This window comes from Alteromonas sp. K632G (genome assembly GCF_017653625.1).
GTDB classification, from domain to species: domain Bacteria; phylum Pseudomonadota; class Gammaproteobacteria; order Enterobacterales; family Alteromonadaceae; genus Alteromonas; species Alteromonas naphthalenivorans.
The window spans coordinates 318,541-341,704 of record NZ_JAGGDM010000002.1 but is presented as its reverse complement, the minus strand read 5'-3'; the positions used below and the strand labels follow the sequence as shown (position 1 = coordinate 341,704).

The window sequence follows — 23,164 nt, the reverse complement described above, 5'->3', positions numbered from 1 at the left end:
ACTCTTCAATTAAATATATCGAATATGAATCGTCGTTGTGTGACACTCTTAATGAGTGCCCACACAGATTGTCTTGTCTAAATTGTTAAAGAACGTGGTTACTTAACGTAACCTCACCGTAAGCCGTTGGTTTTTGGTGACTCACCCTGCTTGAGCGAGGTGCGTATTATACGCTTGAAGTTTTCAGTGTCAACACTTTTTGAAAATTTATTTTCTGAAGCGTTTTCTTTAAAACCCCGTCACACTTGACCTTAAAGGTAAGTAGTGACTTGCTTTGTCAGTGTAAGTTGTTTCACTTTCCTGTCGAAGCGGATGCGCATTCTAGAGATTTCTGAGCCTGCGTCAACCTCTGATTTCAAAAAAGTGTCACATTTCGTTTAAGTGCTTAAAATACCAACCACGCAGCCTATAAATCACACATAAATTCGGATTTTCACTGATTTCCTATTAGTCTCATTGCCTATTTTTACTTAGGCAATGGTTGAATAAGATTGGTTCTTCACCCCTATTCTCTGTTTTAATGCGTTTTCAACAGATGAATTTATATATAAAGGTGCAGTTTTGACAATCAGAAACTATCAATCAACTTCTCCCACACTCGGCGAACGCTGCTATATAGATGAGTCAGCTGTTATTGTTGGCGACGTTACCTTATGCGAAGACGCAAGTATCTGGCCTTTAGTCGCTGCTCGAGGTGACGTAAATCACATTGCAATTGGAGCACGCAGTAATATTCAGGATGGCAGTGTGTTGCATGTTTCTCGTAAATCCGTTTCTAACCCTAATGGTTTCCCCCTTATTATTGGAGATGACGTTACCGTAGGGCATAAATGTATGCTTCATGGCTGCGTGCTTGGAAATCGTATCTTGGTAGGAATGGGCGCCATCGTAATGGACGGTGTTATTGTAGAGGATGATGTCTTTATTGGAGCTGGTGCTTTAATACCACCAAATAAGCGACTCGAAAGTGGTTACCTTTATGTTGGGAACCCAGCTGTGAAGAAACGCCCATTAAAGGAAAGCGAGACAGCCTTTCTAAAACAGTCAGCGTTGAACTACGTAAAATTAAAAGATGAATATAGAGAAGAGCAGGCTTAACGGCCTGCTTGCTTATACCATTCTCGATTACTTTGCCTTTAACTGGCTACGTAATACATCAATTACCGCACTGGTCTTTGGTTTGTAGCCTGTCCATATTGTAAATGACGCGGCAGCCTGTTCCACCAGCATACCTAAACCATCAAGTACCTGTAACGCACCTAACGATAATGCTTGTTGCATAAAGTAAGTCGGATCTGCGCGATAAACCATGTCATACGCTGTTTCGCATTCTTTAAATAACGTTGCGCTCATATCAAAAGGCAGAGTTTCGCTTAAGCTCGCTGCGGTTGAGTTAATAATGATATGTGGAGCTACTTTATCGCAGTCTTCTATACCTACTACCTTCACCTTACCTCCACCCGTTTCACTTGCCACTGTTTCAGCTTTCGCGTTTGTCCTATTAGTAAGATGTAGCGATGCAATACCTGAAGCAATAAGCGGTGCTATTACGCCTCTTGCCGCTCCACCTGCACCTATTAATAGCACGCGTTTACCTTGCAGTTGTACACCATGATTAAGTAAGTCATTAACTAACCCTACGCCATCGGTATTAAAACCTGCAATGGTGCCATCGCTACGCTTCATTAATGTATTAACCGCTTTTGCATCTAACGCAGCTTGGTCGTCTACACTGGCAAGCGCAAAGGCATCTTGTTTGAAAGGCATAGTGACATTGCAGCCTACCGCGCCAGGTTGCGATAAGAATGTGTTCGCTGCAGGCGTAAAACCATCTTCTGGGGCGAGGATTTTTTCGTAACTAATTTGCTCGCCGCATTGCTTAGCGAACATTTGATGAATAGTTGGTGATAGACTCTGAACTATAGGGTTACCGAAAACGGCAAACTTTTTCATTGAATTGTTATTAATAAGGCTGTCTGTCATGGGAATGTCTAACTTCTTTAAATCGATACGAAAGGAAAAACCTGCTGTGTCAGAGACTACACCATATTACCGAATAGGTGGAGAGGATAAGGTACGCCTTTTGGCAAACCGTTTTTATGACATTATGCGTGATGATCCTATTGCAAAAGAGCTTTACGCTATTCATCCTCAGCCAACAGATAGAATCAGAGAAGTGTTTTTTCTTTATTTAAGTTTATGGTTAGGCGGGCCTGATACCTATCAGCAGCAATATGGTCACCCACGGCTACGTTCACGACATCTTTCTTTTAGTGTTACACCAGAATTAAAAGACCAGTGGATGTACTGTATGCGAAAAGCCATGCACGAGACGGTTGATGACCTTCCGTTGGCGCAGCAACTTCTTAACGCGCTAGATCAACTTGCCACGCATATGATTAATACTAAATAAAAAGCGCTCCGTGAGATACGGAACGCTTCAGATTAAGATTCAAGGTTATCCAAGCTTAAGAGGCCACTTATATAAACGTAACTTACCTCATTAGATGAATCTTAGAATGTATAGCCTACAGACAATGTATAAACCCAAGGGTCAATATCAATGTCGTTTACGCTACCTTCTGCACCACCTACGGTAAATGACGCTTCGGTATTAATATCGATGTAACGTACTGACGCATTAACATGCCACTCTTTATCTATTTGATAGTCCATTCCCACTTGTGCAGAAATACCTACAGAATTATCTAAAGACAAATCTTCAAGGCCTGCTTCTTTATTTGCATCCGTAAATGACTCATCAAAGATAAAGGTATAGTTTAAACCTGCACCAATATAAGGTTGAAAAGCAGCGTTAGCATCGTTGAAGTAGTAGTTAACAGTAACAGTTGGGGGCAAGTGCGTGACTTCTCCCAATGTATTACCTGTCCCTAGTGGATCGTTGACTGAAAAATTCACATCGTGAGTAAACGGCGTTGCGGCCAACAATTCAACATTGATATTGTCGGTGATGAAATAAGCAACGTTTAATCCTAACTGGGTATCGTTATCGATAGTCAGTGCTACACCTAAATCGCTACCACCGGCAATGATGTTAGAGGTTGATTCGTCGGGCGCAACGGTTGTTAATCCACCACGAACTATCCAATCACCCTTTTCATGAGCTGAAGCAAAAGGAGCGGCAAGCGCTAAAGAAATACATATGGCTGAAAGTGTGTGTGTACGCATTGTGTGTCTCTCATGTGTTTAATGATAATGACGACACTGTAAACGTTTAAAAAGAAAATAATTTGATCCAGCGCAAGGTGCAATCTAGCTACATACCTTGGTAATAAGGGAATTTGATGTGGATCAAGGGAATGGCACCACAGGAAGAACCCATGGTGCAAAATATTACCAGTTTGTAGGCTGAAGCCAGTCAGTTAGCTTTGCTTCCGCGCTACCTGGAGCTGGAGTATAGCAATACTCCCATCGCGCAAGTGGTGGCATAGACATTAAAATTGATTCGGTTCTACCACCAGTTTGTAACCCAAACAAAGTGCCTCTATCGAATACCAAGTTGAATTCTACATAGCGACCACGTCGATAGAGCTGAAAGTCACGCTCTCTTTCACCGTATGAGGTGCTTTTTCGCTTTTCTACGATAGGTACGTAAGCATCAACAAAACCATTACCCACTGCCTGCATAAAGTTGAATGAAGTTTCAAACCCCCAATCATTTAAATCGTCAAAGAATAAACCGCCTACCCCACGTGTTTCATTACGATGCTTTAAGAAGAAGTAGTCATCACACCACTTCTTATATTTCCCATACACGTCTTCACCAAAGGGAGCACACAATTTCTTTGCGGTATTGTGCCAATGCACTACGTCGTCTTTAAAGGGGTAAAACGGGGTTAAATCAAACCCACCGCCAAACCACCAAATAGGCGCTTCACCTTCTTTTTCGGCAATAAAAAAGCGTACATTTGCATGAGACGTCGGAATATAGGGGTTGTGTGGGTGAATAACCAACGAGACCCCCATGGCCTGAAAGTTTCTACCCGCAAGTTCTGGGCGGTTAGCCGTGGCAGACGCCGGCATCTGACTTCCAAATACATGAGAAAAGTTAACCCCACCTTGCTCTATTACTGCGCCGTTTTTAATAACCCGTGAACGCCCGCCACCGCCTTCCTCGCGAACCCAAGAGTCTTCTTTAAACTGTCCTTTGCCGTCGGCAAGTTCTAAGGTTTGGCAAATGTTGTCCTGCAATGATAGTAAGTATGCTTTTACTTGTTCTATTACTTCATCGGCGTCTTTACCGTCTAACTGTTGATTTACGTGTTGGGGGTCAATCATGATCTTATTATCTCTCCGGTATCGCCGTCACGGATGGTACTGGGTTTAGCGTGGCCACCTACTTCTCCATCAATATAGAAAACACTATCACCAAATATATTGATTGCGTCCTGCTGGGTGATTGCGGGTTGTTGGCCAGTTAGGTTGGCACTTGTAGATACAAGTGGCTTTTCTAGCTTTTCACATAAAGCTTTAACCACTGGATGGTTGCTTACTCGAACCGCTATTTTTTCATGCTTGCCAGTTAACCACTGTGGCGTCGACGCCGACTTGGGTAGCAGCCAAGTATTTGGCCCAGGCCAACTGGACACAATTTCAGTACGTCTGTGCTGAAGTATGGCTTCATCATTTATATAAGGTAATAGCTGAGAATAGTTAGCGGCAATCAAAATTACCCCTTTTTCGATGGGGCGCTGCTTCAATGCTAAGAGCGCTAACACACTCGCTTCGTTGTCTGGGTCACAGCCTATGCCCATAACCGCTTCAGTAGGGTAAACCAATAAGTCACCATTTTTAAACGCGGATACAATGGGGTCGCTAGTGTCTACTTGCCCCTTGGTCGGGATACTCATTAGTGCTTTTCTCTGTAGGTGTTATTTATCGTCTTTTTTGAAGCTACACCCTGGCTGAGGGCAACAAATTTGGCCTTTCTTTTTTATCAGAACGGCCCAGCCACAATCGGGGCATGCTTCATTTACTGGCGTGAAATTTAGCACATAACGACACTGGGGATAATGGTCACACGCAAAAAACTGCTTACCGTATTTATTGGTGCGGGACGCAAGTTGTCCTTTTTGACACTTAGGGCAAGTAACGTGGGTGTCTTCTTGCTGTTTAATTGGCGAAATATAGTGGCATTCAGGAAAATTGGTACAGCCTATAAACATACCAAAACGCCCTTTCTTAATAGCCAAGGTAGAATCACACTCTGGGCAGGTAACCCCATCCAGTAGTTTTAATAAGGTGGTTTGCTTATCGTGTAATGGCTTGCTGAAGTGGCAATCTGGGTAACCGGTGCAGCCAATAAAAGGGCCTGATTTGCTGTTTTTTATATGCAGTGGTTTACCGCAATCGGGACAATCACCGAAAGCGTCTTCTAAGGCATGTTCGTGCGCAGAGAAAAGTGAATGATCAATTTTCGACATAAACCAGCAACTAGCACGACATGAAGCACATTAGTGCAACACGCCGTCAGGTTCATCAAATAATAAATCTTCCATTTGTGCGTAGGCTTTTTCTTTACCTGGCACATTGAACAGTACCATTAGCACTACCCACTTTAGGTCTTCTAAACAGAATTCAGAAGAGTCTATTTCCATTACTCTGTCTATTACCATTTCTCGCGTTGACGCATCTACCACGCCCACTTGCTCTAAAAATAACAAGAAGCCACGGCACTCTACGTCTAATCGCATCTGCTCTTCATGCGTATAAATACGACTGAGGCTGGTACTAATCCCTTTACAAAAATAAGGCTTAATATCTGTTTCTTGCAAAGCCGCTAGCTTTTCAAGCCACGCTAATGCTTTGTAGATTTCATCATGATGGAAACCCGCGCGTACCAACTCCTCGGTAAGCTCGTCTTGATCGACTCGAATTTCAGTTTCACTGTGAATGAAGTTTTCAAACAGGTACATGAGGATATCGAACATATTATTTTCCCCTCAATTTAATGTAGCCACCAGGGACAGCGGCTACTAAACCACGCAACTCATATTCTAATAATGATGCCATAACCTCATTAACAGGAGAGGTACAGCGCTGCGCTATAACATCAATAGCGGTGATGTCGTAATCCACACTATCTAATAATTTATCGGTTGCCAAGTTATTCACTTCACTTTTTTTACTTAACGCTTCGTTCTGGCATTCTCTCTCACCAGTCGACACTACAATTTCATCGAAAATGTCATCAACACAGGTTACCAGCTTAGCGCCTTGCTGAATTAACCAATGACATCCTTCGGAGTAAGCATGGAAGATACTTCCAGGAACTGCAAATACTTCACGCCCCATATCTGCGGCCAAATTCGCAGTTATCAAGGTGCCACTCTTTATTTTTGCCTCTATAACTAGGGTTCCAAGCGACATCGCAGCAATTATTCGGTTTCTTCGGGGAAAATGCCAAGGCTTAGCAGATACACCTGGAAAGAACTCGGTAATACAAGCGCCCCCTGCATTCACGATGTCCCTGTGTAGTGATACATTTTTAGGAGGGTACACAATATCAGGCCCAGTCCCCATTACCGCAAGGGTGCCGCCTTCGCACACCAAACCACCTTTGTGCGCAGCTGAATCTATTCCTGCTGCTAACCCGCTGGTTACTGCTACGCCGTTATTTGCTAACGCTTCGGCAAAATCAGTGGCAATTTGCTTACCTTGATGACTCGCCCGTCTACTCCCTACAATCGCTATTTGAGGCATAACTAACGTATTAATGTTACCTATAACAAATAACACCAACGGGGGATTTGGCAGGGTCCTTAATCGCTCAGGGTAGTATGTGCACCCTAGGGTGACAATATGATGCTTTGCATGTGAAGCATGCCAGCGTATCGCTTTTTCAAGTAAGTTAGGAGAAATTGCTTGTGTAAGGGTGTAGAGAGCGCCCGAAGTGAAAGCCGTTTTATGAATACCATCCAGTAATGCTAGTGCGCTAAGCGATTCTGCTTCAAGCGCCTTAAGCCACTTCCCTGTTGCGATATTTATTGCTGAAGCCATTGTCAGCCATGCTATCTGTTCTTTGCCTAGGGCTTTATCCAATGCTTTAACAGCATTACTGCTTGCTTCATGTGGCTGGAAAGTTGTCATAGCCGCTCCTAAATAATAAGCGGCAATAACATGTTAGGGTTTTGCCACAATGAAGCCGCGTCTTACGCCTTCTTTTGCTCGAGTTATAATGCCGTAGCTAGCTGACTCAAAAGTTTTAAACACAATGACTTCACCAATTTTAAGTGCAGGTTGCTGTACTTTATCTGTAAAGAGCCCGTTTCCTTTTATGACATCACTATTGCTAGCGTATTGAGGTTCTTCGCCGTCTATAATGTCAGGGCCACCAGCGTAGATGCCCATCACGGTACCCGCCGTTAGCTCATGTGCGCCTAAATCTAGTACCACCACATCGTAGCGGCCGAGTAAGTCGTGATCGTGTAAGTCGCCAATCACAAAACCTCGTTGTGACGTTGCTTCTTGCAGAACTAAGTCATCGTCTAACGTGAAGTCACCAGTAAGTAACTTATCTCCACGTTTCGCTTCTTGATTTGAATCTGAAAGTTTTACCATTCTAGCCTTTGGTAACGACACGTCAGTCTCTAAGCTAGCTTTTGCTACATGGGTGAGCTGCACACCAAGCACCTTACCTTGCATATTGCGTATAATAGATTGCTTTCTTACCACCTGATACTGATCTTCAGTGCGGTTTTCTTTTTGGCTTACCACTAAGTCGTTAGACACAAAACTCACATTACCATCGTGATTTCCCAACAAATGAGGGAGTAATTCATACTCTTCCTCAGAAAGTAGGGTGTGTTGTTTAATATAGGGAGCTAATACCGACCATGACAAGGTCTCTATAGCCGCATTCTTTACTCTTCGGGCAGAACCAGGCGAAAGCACTAAGCTAGGCTTAGCTCGATTTATCGAAAATACGGGTTCACCATTGATGTAAGACACCGAGATGATATCACCGGGGTATATTAAATGCGGGTTATCTATTTGGGTGTTGTGACGCCAAAGTTCAGGCCACAGCCATGGCTGATTTAAAAAAAGATTAGCAATGCCCCATAAGGTATCACCTTGCTTCACAGTATAAGTTTGCGGTGCAGTTTCTTTTAGGGGTTTGGCCATTGCTGAAAATGCGGCAAAACATGCCACAACTAACACAATTGTACGTACTGCTTTCTTCAATCGATTTTTCAAATTAACCTTCCGCAATTTTTCCACTGCCATTTACTGTTGAAATTTCAGACAATACTACTATATCGATATTGTGCCTCAATACTGTGGCGCGGCAGCAAAAAACTGCACGATATAACTCGATATACGTTAGAATAGTAACTCAAAAGGCACTGTAAAGTGTACGAGCGACTAGATCGTATATGAATTTATACAGCGAAAAGGTTAAATAAGCGACACATGGCAATTTTAGACGTATTAAGTTTTCCCGATGAACGACTTCGTACCGTAGCAAAACCGGTAGAAGAAGTGAACGACGACATTAAACAATTGGTTTCGGATATGTTCGAAACCATGAAAGACGAGAATGGAATTGGGTTGGCTGCTACTCAAGTCGACAGACATGTTCAAGTTGTTGTAATGAACGTAGCGGAAGATCAAGACGAGCCTCGTGTTTTTATCAACCCGGAAATCACCAAAAAAGACGGCAGCACTATTAGTGAAGAAGGTTGTCTTTCTGTTCCAGGTAACTACGCCAAAGTAGAGCGCGCAGAAGAAATTACGGTAAAAGCACTGAATGAAAACGGTGAAGCATTTGAGTTGGAAGCAGACGGTCTATTGGCTATTTGTATTCAACATGAATTGGATCATCTCAAAGGCAAACTGTTTATTGATTACTTGTCTCCGCTTAAGCGCCAGCGAATTCGTAAAAAGCTTGAAAAAGAAGCACGTTTAGCTGCACGCGACTGAGGTTAGTTTTGATAAAACCATTACGCATCATTTTTGCCGGCACGCCGGATTTTGCAGCTCAGCATTTGAGTGCTTTATTATCTAGCACTCATGACGTTGTTGCTGTGTATACCCAACCAGACCGTCCTGCTGGACGAGGCAAAAAGCTTACCCCAAGCCCCGTAAAAGTGCTTGCTCAAGAACATGAGATTCCAGTCTATCAGCCAGCCAGTTTAAAAAATGACGAAGCACAGCAAACATTGGCGGACATCAACGCCGATTTAATGATTGTGGTTGCCTATGGATTAATTTTACCTAAGTCGGTACTTGATGCGCCCAAATTGGGTTGTCTTAATGTGCATGGTTCAATTTTGCCTAAATGGCGTGGAGCTGCGCCTATCCAACGGGCGATATGGGCCGGCGATAGCGAGACTGGTGTTACCATCATGCAGATGGATGAAGGGCTAGATACTGGTGACATGTTGCATATAGCAACCTTGCCCATTAGTGAAGATGATACTAGCGCCTCGCTTTACGAAAAGCTTGCTGAACTTGGTCCTACTGCACTACTAGATGTAGTAAACAGTATCGATACCCTTTCGCCTGTGAAGCAAGATGATAGCGAAGCAACGTACGCTAAAAAGCTTTCCAAAGAAGAAGCCTTTATTAATTGGCACGATAGCGCAGAGCAAATTGCACGAAACGTACGCGCTTTTAATCCATGGCCTGTAACGTGGACTAAAATTGAGTCGCAAAATATTAAAATTTGGTCGGTGGATGTGATTGATGGCTTACCAACTTCAGATGCCCCAGGTACTATCATTCAAGCTGACAAGCACGGCATTGTGGTAACCACGGGTTCAAGTGCCCTTCGAATCAACACCCTGCAAATACCTGGGAAAAAAGCATTGCCCGCTGCAGATGTCGTTAATGCTCGCAAAGACTGGTTCGCACCAGGTAACTGCATTGCCAGTACGGAAGAATAGTGAAACCCACTCCATTACCGAAACAAAAAAATCTGCGTGCCGATTGTGCATGGGTGATATACCAAATTCTAGAACAAGGTAAATCGTCAAGAGATTGCCTAGAGCGTGTTCAACGTCGCCATCATCCTAGAGACAACGCATGGATCCAAGAAATGTCTTTGGGCGTCATGCGTAAACTCCCTATATTACAGCACTGGTTGCGCGAGTTACTCGACCGTCCTTTAAAAGGGAATAAAAAAGTAATCGAGCACCTTATTCTGTTGGGGCTATACCAGTTAGCATTTTCTCGCGTAAGCCAGCATGCTGCAGTGGGCGAAACCGTTAATGCCTCGTCTTATTTAGGCGGGACAGCATTAAAAGGCTTAGTTAATGCTGTACTGCGTAACTTTATGCGCCAAGAACTGGTTAACAAACCTATCGATAACCCCATTATTGCTAGTGGGTTACCCAAGTGGTTATATAAGGCTCTAGAAGATGCCTATGGTCAAGATGCTGATGCCGTGCGCGAAGCTACCAATGGCATGGCGCCTATTTGGCTAAGGGTTAATACCAAACAAATATCGATTACCGATTACGCTGCTGCATTGGATGCTGTTGAGATTAACTATTCATTAAGTGCTGAACACGCAGATGCGATCAGACTAGAAGGCCGAGAGGACATTACCGGGCTGCCAGGGTTTGAAAAAGGCCACTTTGCTGTACAAGATGGTGCCGCTCAGCTTGCAGCCCATTATTTAGACGCACAACCACACGAGCGCGTATTAGATTGTTGCGCTGCACCTGGTGGTAAAACGGGTCATATTATTGAGCGCACCCCTGAATTAGCGTATTGCCTAGCCCTTGATGCTGACGAGAACCGCTTAAAGCGCGTTGAAGAAAACATGACTCGCCTGCAGCATACGCAAACCAATTTGCCCGTTATAAAGCAAGGCGATGCGGCTAAGCCTGAAACATGGTGGGATGGACAACACTTCGACCGAATTTTGCTTGATGCACCCTGCTCTGCCACTGGTGTTATACGCCGCCACCCTGATATTCGCTGGCTAAGAAAGTCTAGTGATATTGATGCACTTGCAGCACTTCAAGCTGAAATACTAACTAGCTTATGGCAAACACTTAAGCCTGGTGGCACATTGCTTTACGCCACCTGCTCTATTCTGCCACAAGAAAATAGCCAACAGATTAGCGCATTTTTAGAACGCAATGCAGATGCCACATTAGTACCTGTTATAAAAACCGAAACACCGAGTAAGCCCGGTAGACAAATCCTACCTGGCGAGCAACAAATGGATGGTTTCTACTATGCGAGACTGGTAAAGTCGTTGAGCAAATAAAAGCAATAAGGCACATAAACACCGATGAAAATCATCATTCTAGGCGCAGGTCAGGTTGGCGGAACACTTGCTGAAAACCTTGTAGGAGAGAAGAACGATATTACGGTTATCGATTCTGATCCCAATACCTTGCGTGCGCTTCAAGACCGATTAGATTTACAGGTGGTTAATGGCGTGGGTTCTCACCCGGACGTATTACGAAAAGCCGGTGCAGAAGATGCCGACATGCTTATCGCGGTAACGAACAGTGATGAAAGCAATATGCTCGCTTGCCAAGTTGCCTTTAGTTTATTCAAAACCCCGACCAAGATTGCTCGCGTTCGCTCAGAACAATACATTATTTACCAAGAACAACTCTATAAGCAGCAGGACATACCTGTAGACCACATTATTGCTCCTGAACAGCTAGTGACTAAAGCTATCAAACGGCTTATAGACTACCCTGGTGCTTTACAGGTTGTTGAATTTGCTGATGGTAAAGCCAGCTTAGTGGCGGTAAAAGCCTATTATGGTGGTTTACTGGTAGGTCATGCGTTATCTGCGTTAAAAGACCACATGCCCAATGTGGAAACACGGGTGGCAGCAATCTATCGCCGTGGTCGCCCTATTCGACCACTGGGTACTACCGTTATCGAAGCCGATGATGAAGTATTCTTTATTGCTGCAACTAAGCATATTCGTGCGGTAATGAGTGAACTTCAAAAATTAGAGTCTAGCTATAAACGCATTATGATAGCTGGCGGCGGCTTAATTGGTGCAGGACTAGCGAAAAAACTTGAACACAAACATAACGTGAAGCTGATTGAGTTTAGTCACGAAAGAGCAAAATACCTTTCTGCTCACTTAGACAAGACGATTGTCTTTAGCGGTGATGCATCAGATCCAGAGTTACTCAGTGAAGAGAATGTCGAGCAAGTTGATGCATTCATTGCGGTGACCAATGATGATGAAGCTAACATTATGTCTGCCATGTTAGCCAAGCGCATGGGCGCACAAAAAGCCATGGTACTGATTCAACGTAGTGCTTATGTAGACTTAGTACAAGGCGGTGAAATAGACATTGCTTTCTCACCACAACAAGCGACGATTTCGGCCCTACTTACCCATGTTAGACGCGGAGATATTGTAAACGTATATTCTTTGCGCCGCGGTGCAGCAGAGGCGATAGAAGCGATTGCACATGGTGATGAAAATACCTCTAAAGTTGTGGGTAAAGAAATCGGTAAAATTAAACTTCCTCCTGGTACTACCATAGGCGCGGTAGTAAGAGACGACCAAGTGATCATTGCCCATAGCGATACGCTTATTGAAGCAAATGACCACGTTATTCTGTTCTTAGTCGACAAAAAATACATTGGCGATGTAGAAAAGCTGTTCCAACCCAGCGCATTCTTCTTTGGGTAAATAGAACAATGCAAGTATCGAAAGCGTATTAACTTCGCCAGAACGTAGGTGAAAATAGTACCAGTAACGAAAAGACCTCCAGTCGCCCAAACACCATTCCCACCACTAAAATCCACTTTCCAGCATCGGTTACGCCCGCATAGTTAGACGCAACACTGCCCAATCCAGGACCAAGGTTGTTTAGCATGGCTGCGGTAGCGGTAAACGCGCTTAAGTTATCTAGTCCTGTTGCAATTAGCCCTATCATAAGTACAACAAACACCACCGCGTAAGCAGAGAAGAAGCCCCATACCGCCTCTACTACCTTATCGGGCATTGCACGTTCTCCTAACTTAACGGAATACACTGCCTTAGGGTGAATAAGCCTGTCTACTTCACGCTTCCCCTGAAGGAACAGTAAACAGACTCGAACCACTTTTAAGCCGCCTCCGGTTGAACTTGCACAACCTCCAATGAAACTTGAAAAGATGAGTAGTATGGGCAAAAACGTGGGCCAAATTGAGAAGTCTGTAGTCGCAAACCCCGCCGTAGTACTGATTGATACGGCCTGAATCATAGCTTGATCGAGCGCGGTTTCAGCCGAGTCGTAAAAACCTGATAGCGTGAGTACCAAGAAGCACAGCATGATAAGTGTGGCTTGAATAAAGAAAAAGGCTTTAAATTCTGGGTCGTTAAAATAGCCTTTTACCGAACGGGTACTCACTGCTGCGTAATGGAGTGAAAAGTTAAGTGCAGCAATTAATAGAAAAACCGTACAAACCACATTCACCATTGGGCTATTAAAGTAGCCAAGGCTAGCATCGTGAGTTGAGAAGCCCCCAATGGCAACCGTTGAGAACGCGTGGCAAATGGCATCAAACATATCCATGCCAGCCAACCAATACGCAGCGGCGCATGCAATAGTGATAGAAAGATAAATATACCAAAGGTGTTTTGCTGTATCGGCAATACGCGGTGTCATTTTATTATCTTTCACAGGCCCAGGAGTTTCTGCACGGTACAGCTGCATACCCCCAACCCCTAAAATAGGCAGTATAGCGACGGCGAGTACAATGATACCCATTCCGCCTAGCCATTGTAGTTGTTGTCGATAAAACTGTACCGAATGAGGTAAGAAATCAATGCCTTCAATTACCGTTGCACCGGTTGTGGTTAGCCCTGAGAATGATTCAAAAAAAGCATCCGTTACGGTCATGCTAGGCTGTTCTAGCAACATAAGAGGAATGGCACCCACACTGGCTAGTACCGACCAGAACAGGGCAACGATTAAAAAGCCTTCTCGCGCTCGTAAATCGTTTTTTTGCTGGCGGTTTGGGTACCAAAGCACCATACCGCCACCTACGCAAATAAAGAACGCAAGGGTAAAAGGCAAACCACTACCGTCTTGATAAATCAGAGATACCACAGCAGGTGGGATCATGGTTACGCTAAATAGCGCAATAAGGAGCCCTAGAATTCGTACAATGGCACGGTAGTGCATGCTTCGTTATGCCTTTCGTTATTAGTAAACTCGCGATTAACAGTGTTCGCGGTTTTTAGAGGATACAAGGTTTCTACTACATTGACGCGATTATAGGGCTATAAGCAAATTATTTCATTGCTAGTACCGTTTCTACCATTTTATTAATACTAGCATGGGCTTGTAAGATATTTTGTGCCGTCATGTAGGCTGGCGTAGTAACCAATTTATTTTCAACATCTACCACCACTTCATCTACTTCACAGTTTACATGGCATGCCCCTAACGCATTCAAGGCATTGGCGGTATCTTCATCGCTACCAATGGTCAGTTTAACATTGTTTCCATATACACTGGCTGCAATAGCAGGGGCAATGCATGCATAGGCTACAGGTTTCTTTGCTTTCGCAAAGTCGTTGCACACCGCAAGCACATCTTTATCTACCCTACTTTTTTCACCATCAACGGCAAATGAACATAAATTCTTAGCAGCACCAAAACCACCAGGTACAATAAGATAATCGAAGTCTGATACCTTACATTCTGTAATAGGCTTTACATTGCCTCGGGCAATGCGTGCAGACTCAACCAATACATTTCGAGTTTCATCTTCTGAAACGTCTCCCGTTAAATGATTCACTACATGCATTTGAGCCTTATCTGGCGCAAAACATTGATAACCTACCCCAGCTTGTTCAATAGCTAAAAGCGTTAATACTGACTCATGAATTTCAGCGCCATCAAATACACCACAACCACTTAAAATCACTGCAACTTGCTTCATAATGTCCTCCTAGACCTCGCCGAGCCGACTTATTCTATTTTTGGCTATAAAACCATCAGCTGTTCAAAAAAAAGTCTTAATAACCAGTATTGGATTGCTAATTTCTTATGCTACATTATCTGACCAATTTGGTTAAACGAAAAAAATAAGTTCACCAAGTTATCCACATAAAAAGGAATGATGAGTTGCAGGTACGCAGTCCACACTCTTATTTTTCATTCCCTTATTTTTATTGCTTTACAGGACGATCTTTCTATTTACAAAGATCGTTAGTTTCGTTGTGCTTATTTTATTAGATCACAATCTTATCCACAGATGATCCCTTTATTTATGTTGCTATGCTCTATGGCGATCCACCAGCGCCTATGGCATGCTTGCGCCTTATTCTAAGCTTGGTTAATGCATAGCTATGACAGATTCGAAAAAGCCCCCTTTTATTCTAGTAGATGGATCATCTTATCTATTTAGAGCATTTCACGGATTGCCGCCCCTGACGAACTCAAAAGGTCAGGATACCGGTGCGATCTATGGTGTTGTCAACATGCTGAAAAGCTTGATTAGACAATACAATCCTACTCACATGGCAGTCATCTTCGATGCCAAAGGTAAAACGTTTCGCGACGATATTTATGAAGAATATAAAGCGAATCGCCCACCTATGCCGGAAGAGTTACGCAGTCAAATAGAACCATTGCACACCATCATTAAAGCGATGGGTTTACCTGTCATCGTTGAGTCTGGCGTTGAAGCCGATGATGTTATTGGTACCCTAGCCTGTCGCGCCACAGAACATGGTATTGATACTCTGATCAGTACTGGCGATAAAGACATGGCACAACTGGTCAACGAAAATGTCACCTTGATCAATACCATGACAAATCAGATTATGGACATTGAAGGGGTAAATACGAAATTCGGTATTCCACCAGAACTGGTTATCGATTTCTTAGCCCTTAAGGGTGACAAAGTCGATAACATTCCTGGCGTACCTGGTGTGGGTGATAAAAGTGCACAAGCACTATTAAATGGTATTGGTGGCATCAGTGCTATCTATGACAACCTTGATAAAATTGCCGACCTCTCGTTTAGAGGGAGCAAGACCATGGCAACTAAAATGCAAGAGTATGAAGAACAAGCTCGCCTGTCATACACCCTTGCCACGATTGCCATTGATTTAGATTTACAATACAAAATAGATGAGCTTTGCCCTACATCACCAGATAACGAAACCTTACAGTCGATGTTCGCAGAGTACGAATTCAAGCGCTGGCATACAGAAATTAGCGCATTGATCGCAAGTGATAGTAATGAACCTTCAAAAGCAGAAAATGGAAAAAGTACGTCTGACGCTAGCGATTCTGAATCTAACGATACTGACGTAGCACAGCCAGAAAGTAATATCGATAAGTCAGGCTATGATGTGGTGCTTGATGAAGCTACATTTGAGGCTTGGATAGAAAAGCTAAAAGCAGCGCCGCTTATTGCTGTTGATACTGAAACGACCAGTGTTAACTACATGGAAGCTGAACTTGTTGGTGTTTCTTTTTGCATCGAACCCGGAGCTGCGGCTTACGTGCCTGTTGCTCATGATTATCCCGATGCACCCACGCAGTTATCACGAGATTACGTACTTTCGGCATTGAAGCCTATTTTAGAGTCTGAAACCATCATTAAAGTGGGCCAGCACATTAAATATGACAAGAATGTACTCGCCCATTATGACATAACGCTAAATGGCATCGGCTTTGACACTATGCTGGAAAGCTATGTGTTAAACAGTACCGCGCAGCGCCATGATATGGACTCGCTAGCCCTAGCCTATTTAGGTCATAAAACAATTCACTTTGAGGAAATTGCAGGTAAAGGTGCCAAACAGCTTACTTTTAATCAAATTGGATTAGAAGAAGCAGGTCCTTACGCCGCTGAAGATGCTGATATTACTATGCGCCTTCATCAAGCAATATGGGCAAAACTAGAAAACGAACCCAAGCTTAAAGCACTATTGGTAGATGTTGAGGTGCCGGTTGCTTGTGTTTTATCTCGTATGGAACAGCAAGGTGTATTAATTGAAAGCCAACGGTTACGCCAGCAGAGCCAAGATTTAGCTACGCGTATTGCTGAGCTAGAAAAAGAAGTGCATGAAGAAGCCGGCGAAGTATTTAATTTAGGGTCGCCAAAACAGCTTCAACACATTTTGTTTGAGAAAATGTCGTTACCGGTTATTAAGAAAACCCCCAAAGGCGCCCCTTCTACTTCTGAAGAAGTATTACAAGAACTCGCCCTTGAGTTCCCGTTACCTAAAAAGTTAATGGAGTATAGAGGGTTAACCAAGCTTAAAAATACGTATACTGACAAACTCCCTAAAATGATTAATCATCGTACGGGTCGTGTTCATACTTCTTACCATCAAGCTATTACGGCAACGGGCCGCTTGTCGTCAACAGATCCTAACCTTCAAAACATTCCTATTCGAAATGAAGAAGGTCGTAAGGTAAGACAAGCATTTGTTCCACGTGAAGGTTACAAGATTGTTGCTGCCGATTATTCTCAAATTGAACTTAGAATAATGGCCCATTTGTCGGGCGATGAAGGTCTTCTTGATGCATTTGCTCATGGCAGAGACATTCACAAAGCGACCGCGGCAGAAGTGTTTGGGGTAACCCTTGACGAAGTGACGACGGAACAACGTCGTAGTGCTAAAGCTATAAACTTTGGTTTGATCTATGGAATGAGTGCCTTTGGCCTTGCTAAACAACTTAATATTCCACGTCACGAAGCACAAAAATACATGGACTTGTATTTTGAACGCTACCCGGGCGTACTTGAGTACATGGACAGCACCAGAGAAGGCGCTAAAGAAAAAGGCTACGTGGAAACTGTGTTTGGTCGACGCTTGTACCTACCCGACATAAAAGCCAGTAATGGCGCACGTCGCAAAGGAGCAGAGCGCGCGGCAATCAACGCACCTATGCAAGGTACAGCCGCCGACATCATTAAAATGGCCATGATAAAGGTTGATGATTGGATCACCTCACTTGAAAGTGACGACGTACTCATGATGATGCAGGTACACGATGAATTGGTATTTGAGATTAGAGAAGAACATCTAGAGGAACAAGTTAAAAATATCGTCAGCTTAATGGAGCAAGCTGCGGTATTAAATGTGCCGCTGATGGTTGAAGCGGGCGTGGGCGATAACTGGGATGAAGCTCACTAAAAAGTAATTAGATTACAGAAAACAGTGAGCAATAGCTCAAAAATGGGCAAGTTTGGTAATTTTATTACACTCTTACTTGCCTTTTTTCACCATTATTGTACCCTAATGCGTGTAGGGTACAGAGGTGAGAAATCTGTTTTCAAACCTTTGCTTTAACCCCGACAGATTTGTCGGGGTTTTTTTATGTCTGCAATAAATTTTCCAAATACTCAGAAAGAAAAAGTCCATTAAAATCTTAAACTTAAAACAAAGAACGAATCTTTTAGTATTTTAAAATGAACTAACCGAAATATGCACACTCTATATATTCGGTTTTTATGTGTTTTCTCTCAGTATTTTGGCCCTGCTTTTTAGCGGGGCTTTCTTTTATCTGGCCCTTTGTTTAGCTCAGTCGTTCAAACTGTTTATTTTATTCTGCGTCAGGTTTTTCTACATCAAGTGCCAACCACTTATTCAACACTTTTTCGAGTTCTGGCAATCCCTGACGATTTAAAGATGAGAAGGTATTTACCGTCACATCACCCATAAACGCCAGTGCAGCTTCCTGCGCCATAAGTAGCTGAGCCTTTCGCTTTCCTGATTTAAGCTTATCTGACTTAGTCAGTAAGGCTAATACAGGGATATTGGAATCTACTGCCCAGTGAATCAAATCTTGATCAAGATCTTTAAATGGGTGACGAATATCCATAAGCACCACTAAACCTTTAAGCGATTTACGCTTTTGAAGGTATTCACCTAATGCTTGTTGCCATTTATTTTTCATCGCAAGCGGTACTTGGGCAAATCCATAACCAGGCAAATCAACTAAACGACGATCTTCTTCAAGATTAAAAACATTGATGAGCTGTGTACGACCTGGTGTTTTACTGGTTCTTGCCAGGTTCTTTTGACGAGTGAGTGTATTCAACGCGCTCGACTTGCCCGCGTTTGAACGGCCAGCAAACGCTACCTCAATACCGCTATCATCTTTTAAATGGCGAATATCAGGTGCACTGGTAAAGAACTTTGCTTTGGTGTAATACGACATCTAGACTTACCTCAAATGCGTCATAACCCTAGAATTAAACTCTATTAATGATCTAAACCTGCTAAAAACCATAGTTTTATCATGGAATAGGTTTTTCTGACGCGTTAAATGTGTAAAATACGCATGATATCACGTATGTTACGCGAGCCGTTGGATCCATTTAAGAGATTTATTATGAAAAAACTGTGTTTGTTATTGTGTGTGTCTTTAGGTATTTCAGTTTCTGCGATGGCAGAAGGTGATGCTGAAGCCGGTAAAGCAAAATCTGCAGTATGTGCAGCATGTCATGGACCTGATGGTAACAGCATGATAGACATGAATCCCAAAATAGCAGGACAACACGAAAAGTATCTTGTTAAGCAATTAATGGAGTTCAAGCTTGCGTCACAGACAGGTGGCGAAGAAGGACGTAACAATGCCGTAATGAACGGTATGGCAGCCCCTCTTTCAGAACAAGATATGAAAGACTTAGCCGCTTACTTCTCTAGCCAAACACCTAAAGAAGGTGAAACGGCAGAGCAATACATTGAAGCTGGTCGCGCTTTATATCAAGGCGGTGATGAGTCTCGTGGCGTGACCGCATGTATAGCATGTCACGGTCCTAAAGGTAACGGAATGGGCTTAGCCGGCTTCCCTGATATCAGTGGCCAGCACGTAACCTATACTGCAGCACAATTAAAATCTTTCCGTGCAGGCGAGCGCCATAACGATATGAATGGCATGATGCGTGATATTGCGATGAAATTAACCGACGAAGATATCGAAATTTTATCTAATTATATCGCGGGCTTACACTAAGACTCTGAAAATATATGCGCATTTGTTAATTAATTGTTGCGTATAAAGTTGTATTTCATAATTATTCGTGTAGTCTATCGCAATAGTTTGTAGGTTTGTCTGAAACTCTACAGGCTAAATAACAGGAATAATAATAAAAATACAACACGGAAGATTGGATAAAGCGCCAAGAAGGCCAAGAACAAAATGAGCTCTGCTAAAACCAATAAAAAGGGGAGCCAAGCTGGGAAGCACAACTACACATAGAGGTGTAAATAACGGGAGAGGTGTCATCTGACACTCAAACAATGTAAGGTGATGGTGAAAGCCATCGCCTTTTTTCTTGCCTAAATTCACGTATTACCTAGCGTTTGTATTACGCATTATTCGGCAAACACGTACTTTTTCGTAGACCTTCAAGTTGTATTATCGCGAACAGACCCAACCGCATATTCACTTTCCGATGAATCATGCTTTATTGATGAAGAAGCTTTGAGCAATTCGCGCTATAATACGCCCTTTCAATCACTAAAAATTTGATACCTTTTATATATGGCAAGATCAAAAAAGTCTCGTAAAGTTGGACTCATTGGCGTCAGGAAAGATCCTGATCGTAAACCTGGGCAAAAACGTCTGGAGAGTACTCCTCGTCCAAAGAAGCATAAAGGTAAACCTGCTGGCAGCCGTCATAACGTTGAGCAAGGTGAGAACGGTACTTCTAAACGTCGTGAGAACCAAGACCCTCGTTTAGGCAGCAAGAAACCTATTCCTTTAGTTGTTAAGAAAACGACAATTACTACGCCGACTCAAAAGCAGAAATTCGCCACACCAAGCGAAGAGCTAGCGGCACTTGAAGCAGATCAGCGTTTAGCGTCATTGTTAGATAAGCTTGATGACGACAAGCAACTTACTAAAGAACAACAATCTTACGTTGATGATAAAATGGCACGCCACCGCATTCTTTGTGATTTGCTTGGCATCGTTGAAGACGATGATGAGGATGACGACGAAATGGATCCATTAGATGATTTGGACGCTATAGATATTAACGACTTTAAGAAATAGTAAGGCGGGCTCTGTTTTATGCTGTGGACAGTGTTAGTTATTGTGGCGCTATTAATTATAGTCGCACTTGGTTTTTATGCCGGTCGGTTGTTGTTCCAGCTAAAGCAACAAAACCAACGCCAGCAGAAAGTAAGAGACGAGCGTATAAAAACGATTAGCGAAAGTATTTACACTATCGCTAAGGCAATGGAGCAACAACAGTGCGACTTATCTGAAGGGGTTATTCGGATAGTTAATTTGTTGGGAGCATTACCTATTTTGTCTCCTCCAGATCATAAAGCGTCCTACCCTCATACTTATGCGTTATTCGTAGAAGTGAGCGGTTTTGCCGTGCTAGAAGATAGGCAGAAACTGTCTAAACAAGAAAAGCGTAAGCAAGACATAGCTAGAGAGCAGATTGAGTCAGATTATGAATCTAAAGTGTTAAGTGAAATGCCAGCAATAAAGGCGTATTGTCAGTCTATTACCTAGCCGGTTGCTATAATTTCAGTCCCCCCTTTAAAGGCGCTTCGTATGAAGCGCTTTTTTATTGGGTTTTATGTAGGGTTATCGTCTTGCTAGTTGACAGGTTTCTTCGTAACAATGACAGCCTGTAATATGGTCATTCACTATGCCTACCGCTTGCATGAATGCGTAACAAATGGTCTCCCCTACAAAGGAAAAGCCCTCTTTTTTCAGCGCTTTCGACATTGCTTTGGATTCAGCAGTAAAGGTAGGCGCTTCTTTAAAGTCTTTCCATTCATTGATAATAGTTTTACCGTTGGTAAACTGCCAAATAAAGTCAGAAAAACTTTGGCGTTTTTCGATGTTTAAATAGCCATGGGCATTCTTAATAATTGATGCGACTTTTAGCTTGTTGCGCACAATGCCTGGGTTTTGCAAGCATGCCGCTATTTCTTGCTCATCCATTTGAATTATTTTTGTAGGCTCAAAGTCATGGAAAGCAGCTTCATAATTGTCTTGTTTTTTTAAAATGGTTATCCACGACAATCCAGCCTGTTGACCGTCCAAACAAAGTTTAGCGAACAACTCTTTGCTATCTAAAACAGGTCGCCCCCACTGCTCATCGTGGTATTTTTGATATAGAAGGTCATCGCTCACCCAGCCACACCGATTCAATCCAGTTGATGTCATAATCTTAAATAGCCTCTTCAATCGACCTTTTAGTCATCTTTTAGCGGTTTTCATGGCGCTTTTTAACGCTTTACACCTACATACTATGCGTTACAAATTGTATACTATCCCACCTTTAAAGATACAGATAACCAATAAGCAGCGGATGTATGCAGAAATACGATATTAATACCTTTCAAGGTTTGATCCTTGCGCTTCAAGATTATTGGGCGCGTCAGGGGTGCGTAATCATTCAGCCCCTTGATATGGAAGTAGGTGCGGGTACCTTTCACCCAATGACATTTCTTCGCTCATTAGGCCCAGAGCCTATGAGCAGTGCCTATGTTCAAACTTGCCGTCGTCCTACTGATGGTCGTTACGGTGAAAACCCAAATCGCTTGCAACATTATTACCAGTTCCAAGTTATGTTGAAGCCTTCTCCTGACAATATTCAGGAATTGTATTTGGGTTCTTTGAAAGAATTAGGTTTCGATCCACTGGTGCATGACATTCGCTTTGTTGAAGACAACTGGGAGTCACCTACCCTTGGCGCTTGGGGCCTTGGTTGGGAAGTATGGCTTAATGGTATGGAAGTGACGCAGTTCACTTACTTCCAACAAGTTGGCGGTATTGAATGTAAGCCAGTTACGGGCGAAATTACTTACGGCCTAGAACGTTTAGCCATGTATGTACAAGGCGTAGATAGCATTTACGACTTAGTATGGGCTGATGGCCCTATGGGTAAAGTCACCTATGGCGACGTATTCCATCAAAATGAAGTAGAGCAATCTACCTATAACTTTGAATATGCCAACGTTGATGCCCTGTTCCGTACATTCGATGAATGTGAAGCAGCTAGCCAACTACTTATCGAGAAGAATTTACCACTACCTGCCTACGAGCAAGTCATGAAGGCATCTCATGCATTTAATATGCTAGATGCTCGCCATGCTATTTCAGTGACAGAACGTCAACGCTACATTTTACGTGTGCGTACTCTTGCAAAAGCATGTGCTGAAAGTTATTTCCAGAAGCGTGAAGCGCTTGGTTTCCCACTTTGTAATAAGGAGTCTTAA

The 23,164-nt window shown here is 43.1% G+C and carries 23 protein-coding genes; 11 read left to right on the top strand and 12 right to left on the bottom strand.

Annotated features, from left to right (window positions below; genetic code table 11):
- Positions 1-561 precede the first annotated feature (561 nt).
- Positions 562-1,098, top strand: coding sequence for a gamma carbonic anhydrase family protein (locus J5X92_RS04245; RefSeq protein WP_208804748.1), 537 nt, complete (start codon positions 562-564; stop codon positions 1,096-1,098).
- A gap of 27 nt (positions 1,099-1,125) precedes the next feature.
- On the opposite strand, the gene aroE is transcribed toward J5X92_RS04245, so the two are convergent.
- Positions 1,126-1,953: a shikimate dehydrogenase gene (gene aroE / locus J5X92_RS04240; RefSeq protein WP_208804756.1), complete on the bottom strand. Its 828-nt coding sequence runs from the start codon at positions 1,951-1,953 to the stop codon at positions 1,126-1,128.
- 28 nt (positions 1,954-1,981) lie between these two features.
- Between aroE and J5X92_RS04235 the strand changes: the two genes are divergently transcribed.
- A complete protein-coding gene (locus J5X92_RS04235; protein WP_013782534.1) occupies positions 1,982-2,413 on the top strand; it encodes a group II truncated hemoglobin in 432 nt (143 codons plus the stop codon).
- A gap of 101 nt (positions 2,414-2,514) precedes the next feature.
- On the opposite strand, the gene J5X92_RS04230 is transcribed toward J5X92_RS04235, so the two are convergent.
- The 7 genes from J5X92_RS04230 to J5X92_RS04200 form a co-directional block, all read right to left on the bottom strand.
- The gene (locus J5X92_RS04230; protein ID WP_129735605.1) at positions 2,515-3,189 is read right to left on the bottom strand and encodes an OmpW family outer membrane protein; all 675 of its coding nucleotides are present in this window, start codon (positions 3,187-3,189) and stop codon (positions 2,515-2,517) included.
- Positions 3,190-3,354: 165 nt separating this feature from the next.
- On the bottom strand, positions 3,355-4,299 hold the full coding sequence (gene hemF / locus J5X92_RS04225) for an oxygen-dependent coproporphyrinogen oxidase (protein ID WP_208804746.1): 945 nt from the start codon (positions 4,297-4,299) through the stop codon (positions 3,355-3,357).
- Positions 4,296-4,871 (bottom strand): Sua5/YciO/YrdC/YwlC family protein, encoded by a 576-nt coding sequence (locus J5X92_RS04220; protein WP_129735603.1) that lies wholly within the window; start codon positions 4,869-4,871, stop codon positions 4,296-4,298. The genes hemF and J5X92_RS04220 overlap by 4 nt, the downstream gene beginning before the upstream one ends.
- Before the next feature lie 21 nt (positions 4,872-4,892).
- On the bottom strand, positions 4,893-5,444 hold the full coding sequence (locus tag J5X92_RS04215; protein WP_208804744.1) for a topoisomerase DNA-binding C4 zinc finger domain-containing protein: 552 nt from the start codon (positions 5,442-5,444) through the stop codon (positions 4,893-4,895).
- 30 nt (positions 5,445-5,474) lie between these two features.
- On the bottom strand, positions 5,475-5,951 hold the full coding sequence (locus J5X92_RS04210) for a DUF494 family protein (protein WP_013782529.1): 477 nt from the start codon (positions 5,949-5,951) through the stop codon (positions 5,475-5,477).
- Position 5,952: 1 nt separating this feature from the next.
- Positions 5,953-7,110 (bottom strand): DNA-processing protein DprA, encoded by a 1,158-nt coding sequence (gene dprA, locus J5X92_RS04205; RefSeq protein ID WP_208804742.1) that lies wholly within the window; start codon positions 7,108-7,110, stop codon positions 5,953-5,955.
- A 33-nt stretch (positions 7,111-7,143) separates the two neighbouring features.
- Positions 7,144-8,217: a LysM domain-containing protein gene (locus tag J5X92_RS04200; protein WP_244360166.1), complete on the bottom strand. Its 1,074-nt coding sequence runs from the start codon at positions 8,215-8,217 to the stop codon at positions 7,144-7,146.
- A 216-nt stretch (positions 8,218-8,433) separates the two neighbouring features.
- Here J5X92_RS04200 and def point away from each other — a divergent pair, with 216 nt between their 5' ends.
- The 4 genes from def to trkA are packed head-to-tail and all read left to right on the top strand — an operon-like array spanning position 8,434 to position 12,646.
- Positions 8,434-8,943, top strand: a complete 510-nt coding sequence (def, locus tag J5X92_RS04195; protein WP_013782526.1) for a peptide deformylase — start codon at positions 8,434-8,436, stop codon at positions 8,941-8,943.
- 8 nt (positions 8,944-8,951) lie between these two features.
- Positions 8,952-9,908, top strand: coding sequence for a methionyl-tRNA formyltransferase (gene fmt, locus J5X92_RS04190; protein ID WP_208804741.1), 957 nt, complete (start codon positions 8,952-8,954; stop codon positions 9,906-9,908).
- Entirely contained in the window at positions 9,908-11,242 is a 1,335-nt protein-coding gene (gene rsmB, locus J5X92_RS04185) for a 16S rRNA (cytosine(967)-C(5))-methyltransferase RsmB (protein ID WP_208804740.1), read from the top strand. Before fmt ends, rsmB begins: the two co-directional genes overlap by 1 nt.
- Before the next feature lie 24 nt (positions 11,243-11,266).
- Positions 11,267-12,646 carry a Trk system potassium transporter TrkA gene (trkA, locus tag J5X92_RS04180; protein ID WP_013782523.1) on the top strand — a complete coding sequence of 460 codons (1,380 nt, stop codon included), beginning with the start codon at positions 11,267-11,269 and terminating at the stop codon, positions 12,644-12,646.
- Positions 12,647-12,674: 28 nt separating this feature from the next.
- Here the strand turns inward: trkA and J5X92_RS04175 are convergent, their stop codons facing one another.
- Both J5X92_RS04175 and elbB read right to left on the bottom strand, forming a co-directional pair.
- Positions 12,675-14,126, bottom strand: coding sequence for a TrkH family potassium uptake protein (locus J5X92_RS04175; protein ID WP_013782520.1), 1,452 nt, complete (start codon positions 14,124-14,126; stop codon positions 12,675-12,677).
- A gap of 109 nt (positions 14,127-14,235) precedes the next feature.
- Positions 14,236-14,889 (bottom strand): isoprenoid biosynthesis glyoxalase ElbB, encoded by a 654-nt coding sequence (elbB, locus tag J5X92_RS04170; RefSeq protein WP_208804739.1) that lies wholly within the window; start codon positions 14,887-14,889, stop codon positions 14,236-14,238.
- Positions 14,890-15,298: 409 nt separating this feature from the next.
- Here elbB and polA point away from each other — a divergent pair, with 409 nt between their 5' ends.
- Complete coding sequence (gene polA / locus J5X92_RS04165; protein WP_208804738.1) at positions 15,299-18,106, top strand: DNA polymerase I; 2,808 nt, start codon at positions 15,299-15,301, stop codon at positions 18,104-18,106.
- A gap of 409 nt (positions 18,107-18,515) precedes the next feature.
- Here polA and yihA read toward each other — a convergent pair whose 3' ends face one another.
- Positions 18,516-19,133 carry a ribosome biogenesis GTP-binding protein YihA/YsxC gene (gene yihA / locus J5X92_RS04160; RefSeq protein ID WP_013782517.1) on the bottom strand — a complete coding sequence of 206 codons (618 nt, stop codon included), beginning with the start codon at positions 19,131-19,133 and terminating at the stop codon, positions 18,516-18,518.
- 174 nt (positions 19,134-19,307) lie between these two features.
- Here yihA and J5X92_RS04155 point away from each other — a divergent pair, with 174 nt between their 5' ends.
- From J5X92_RS04155 to J5X92_RS04145, 3 genes are all read left to right on the top strand, one after another.
- Positions 19,308-19,931, top strand: coding sequence for a c-type cytochrome (locus tag J5X92_RS04155; RefSeq protein ID WP_013782516.1), 624 nt, complete (start codon positions 19,308-19,310; stop codon positions 19,929-19,931).
- 531 nt (positions 19,932-20,462) lie between these two features.
- Positions 20,463-20,975, top strand: a complete 513-nt coding sequence (gene yihI / locus J5X92_RS04150) for a Der GTPase-activating protein YihI (protein WP_208804737.1) — start codon at positions 20,463-20,465, stop codon at positions 20,973-20,975.
- A gap of 18 nt (positions 20,976-20,993) precedes the next feature.
- Positions 20,994-21,446: a DUF2489 domain-containing protein gene (locus J5X92_RS04145; protein WP_126871551.1), complete on the top strand. Its 453-nt coding sequence runs from the start codon at positions 20,994-20,996 to the stop codon at positions 21,444-21,446.
- 75 nt (positions 21,447-21,521) lie between these two features.
- Here the strand turns inward: J5X92_RS04145 and J5X92_RS04140 are convergent, their stop codons facing one another.
- Positions 21,522-22,109, bottom strand: a complete 588-nt coding sequence (locus tag J5X92_RS04140; RefSeq protein ID WP_208804736.1) for a DNA-3-methyladenine glycosylase I — start codon at positions 22,107-22,109, stop codon at positions 21,522-21,524.
- 149 nt (positions 22,110-22,258) lie between these two features.
- On the opposite strand from J5X92_RS04140, the gene glyQ reads away from it, so the two are divergent.
- Positions 22,259-23,164 carry a glycine--tRNA ligase subunit alpha gene (gene glyQ, locus J5X92_RS04135; RefSeq protein WP_013782512.1) on the top strand — a complete coding sequence of 302 codons (906 nt, stop codon included), beginning with the start codon at positions 22,259-22,261 and terminating at the stop codon, positions 23,162-23,164.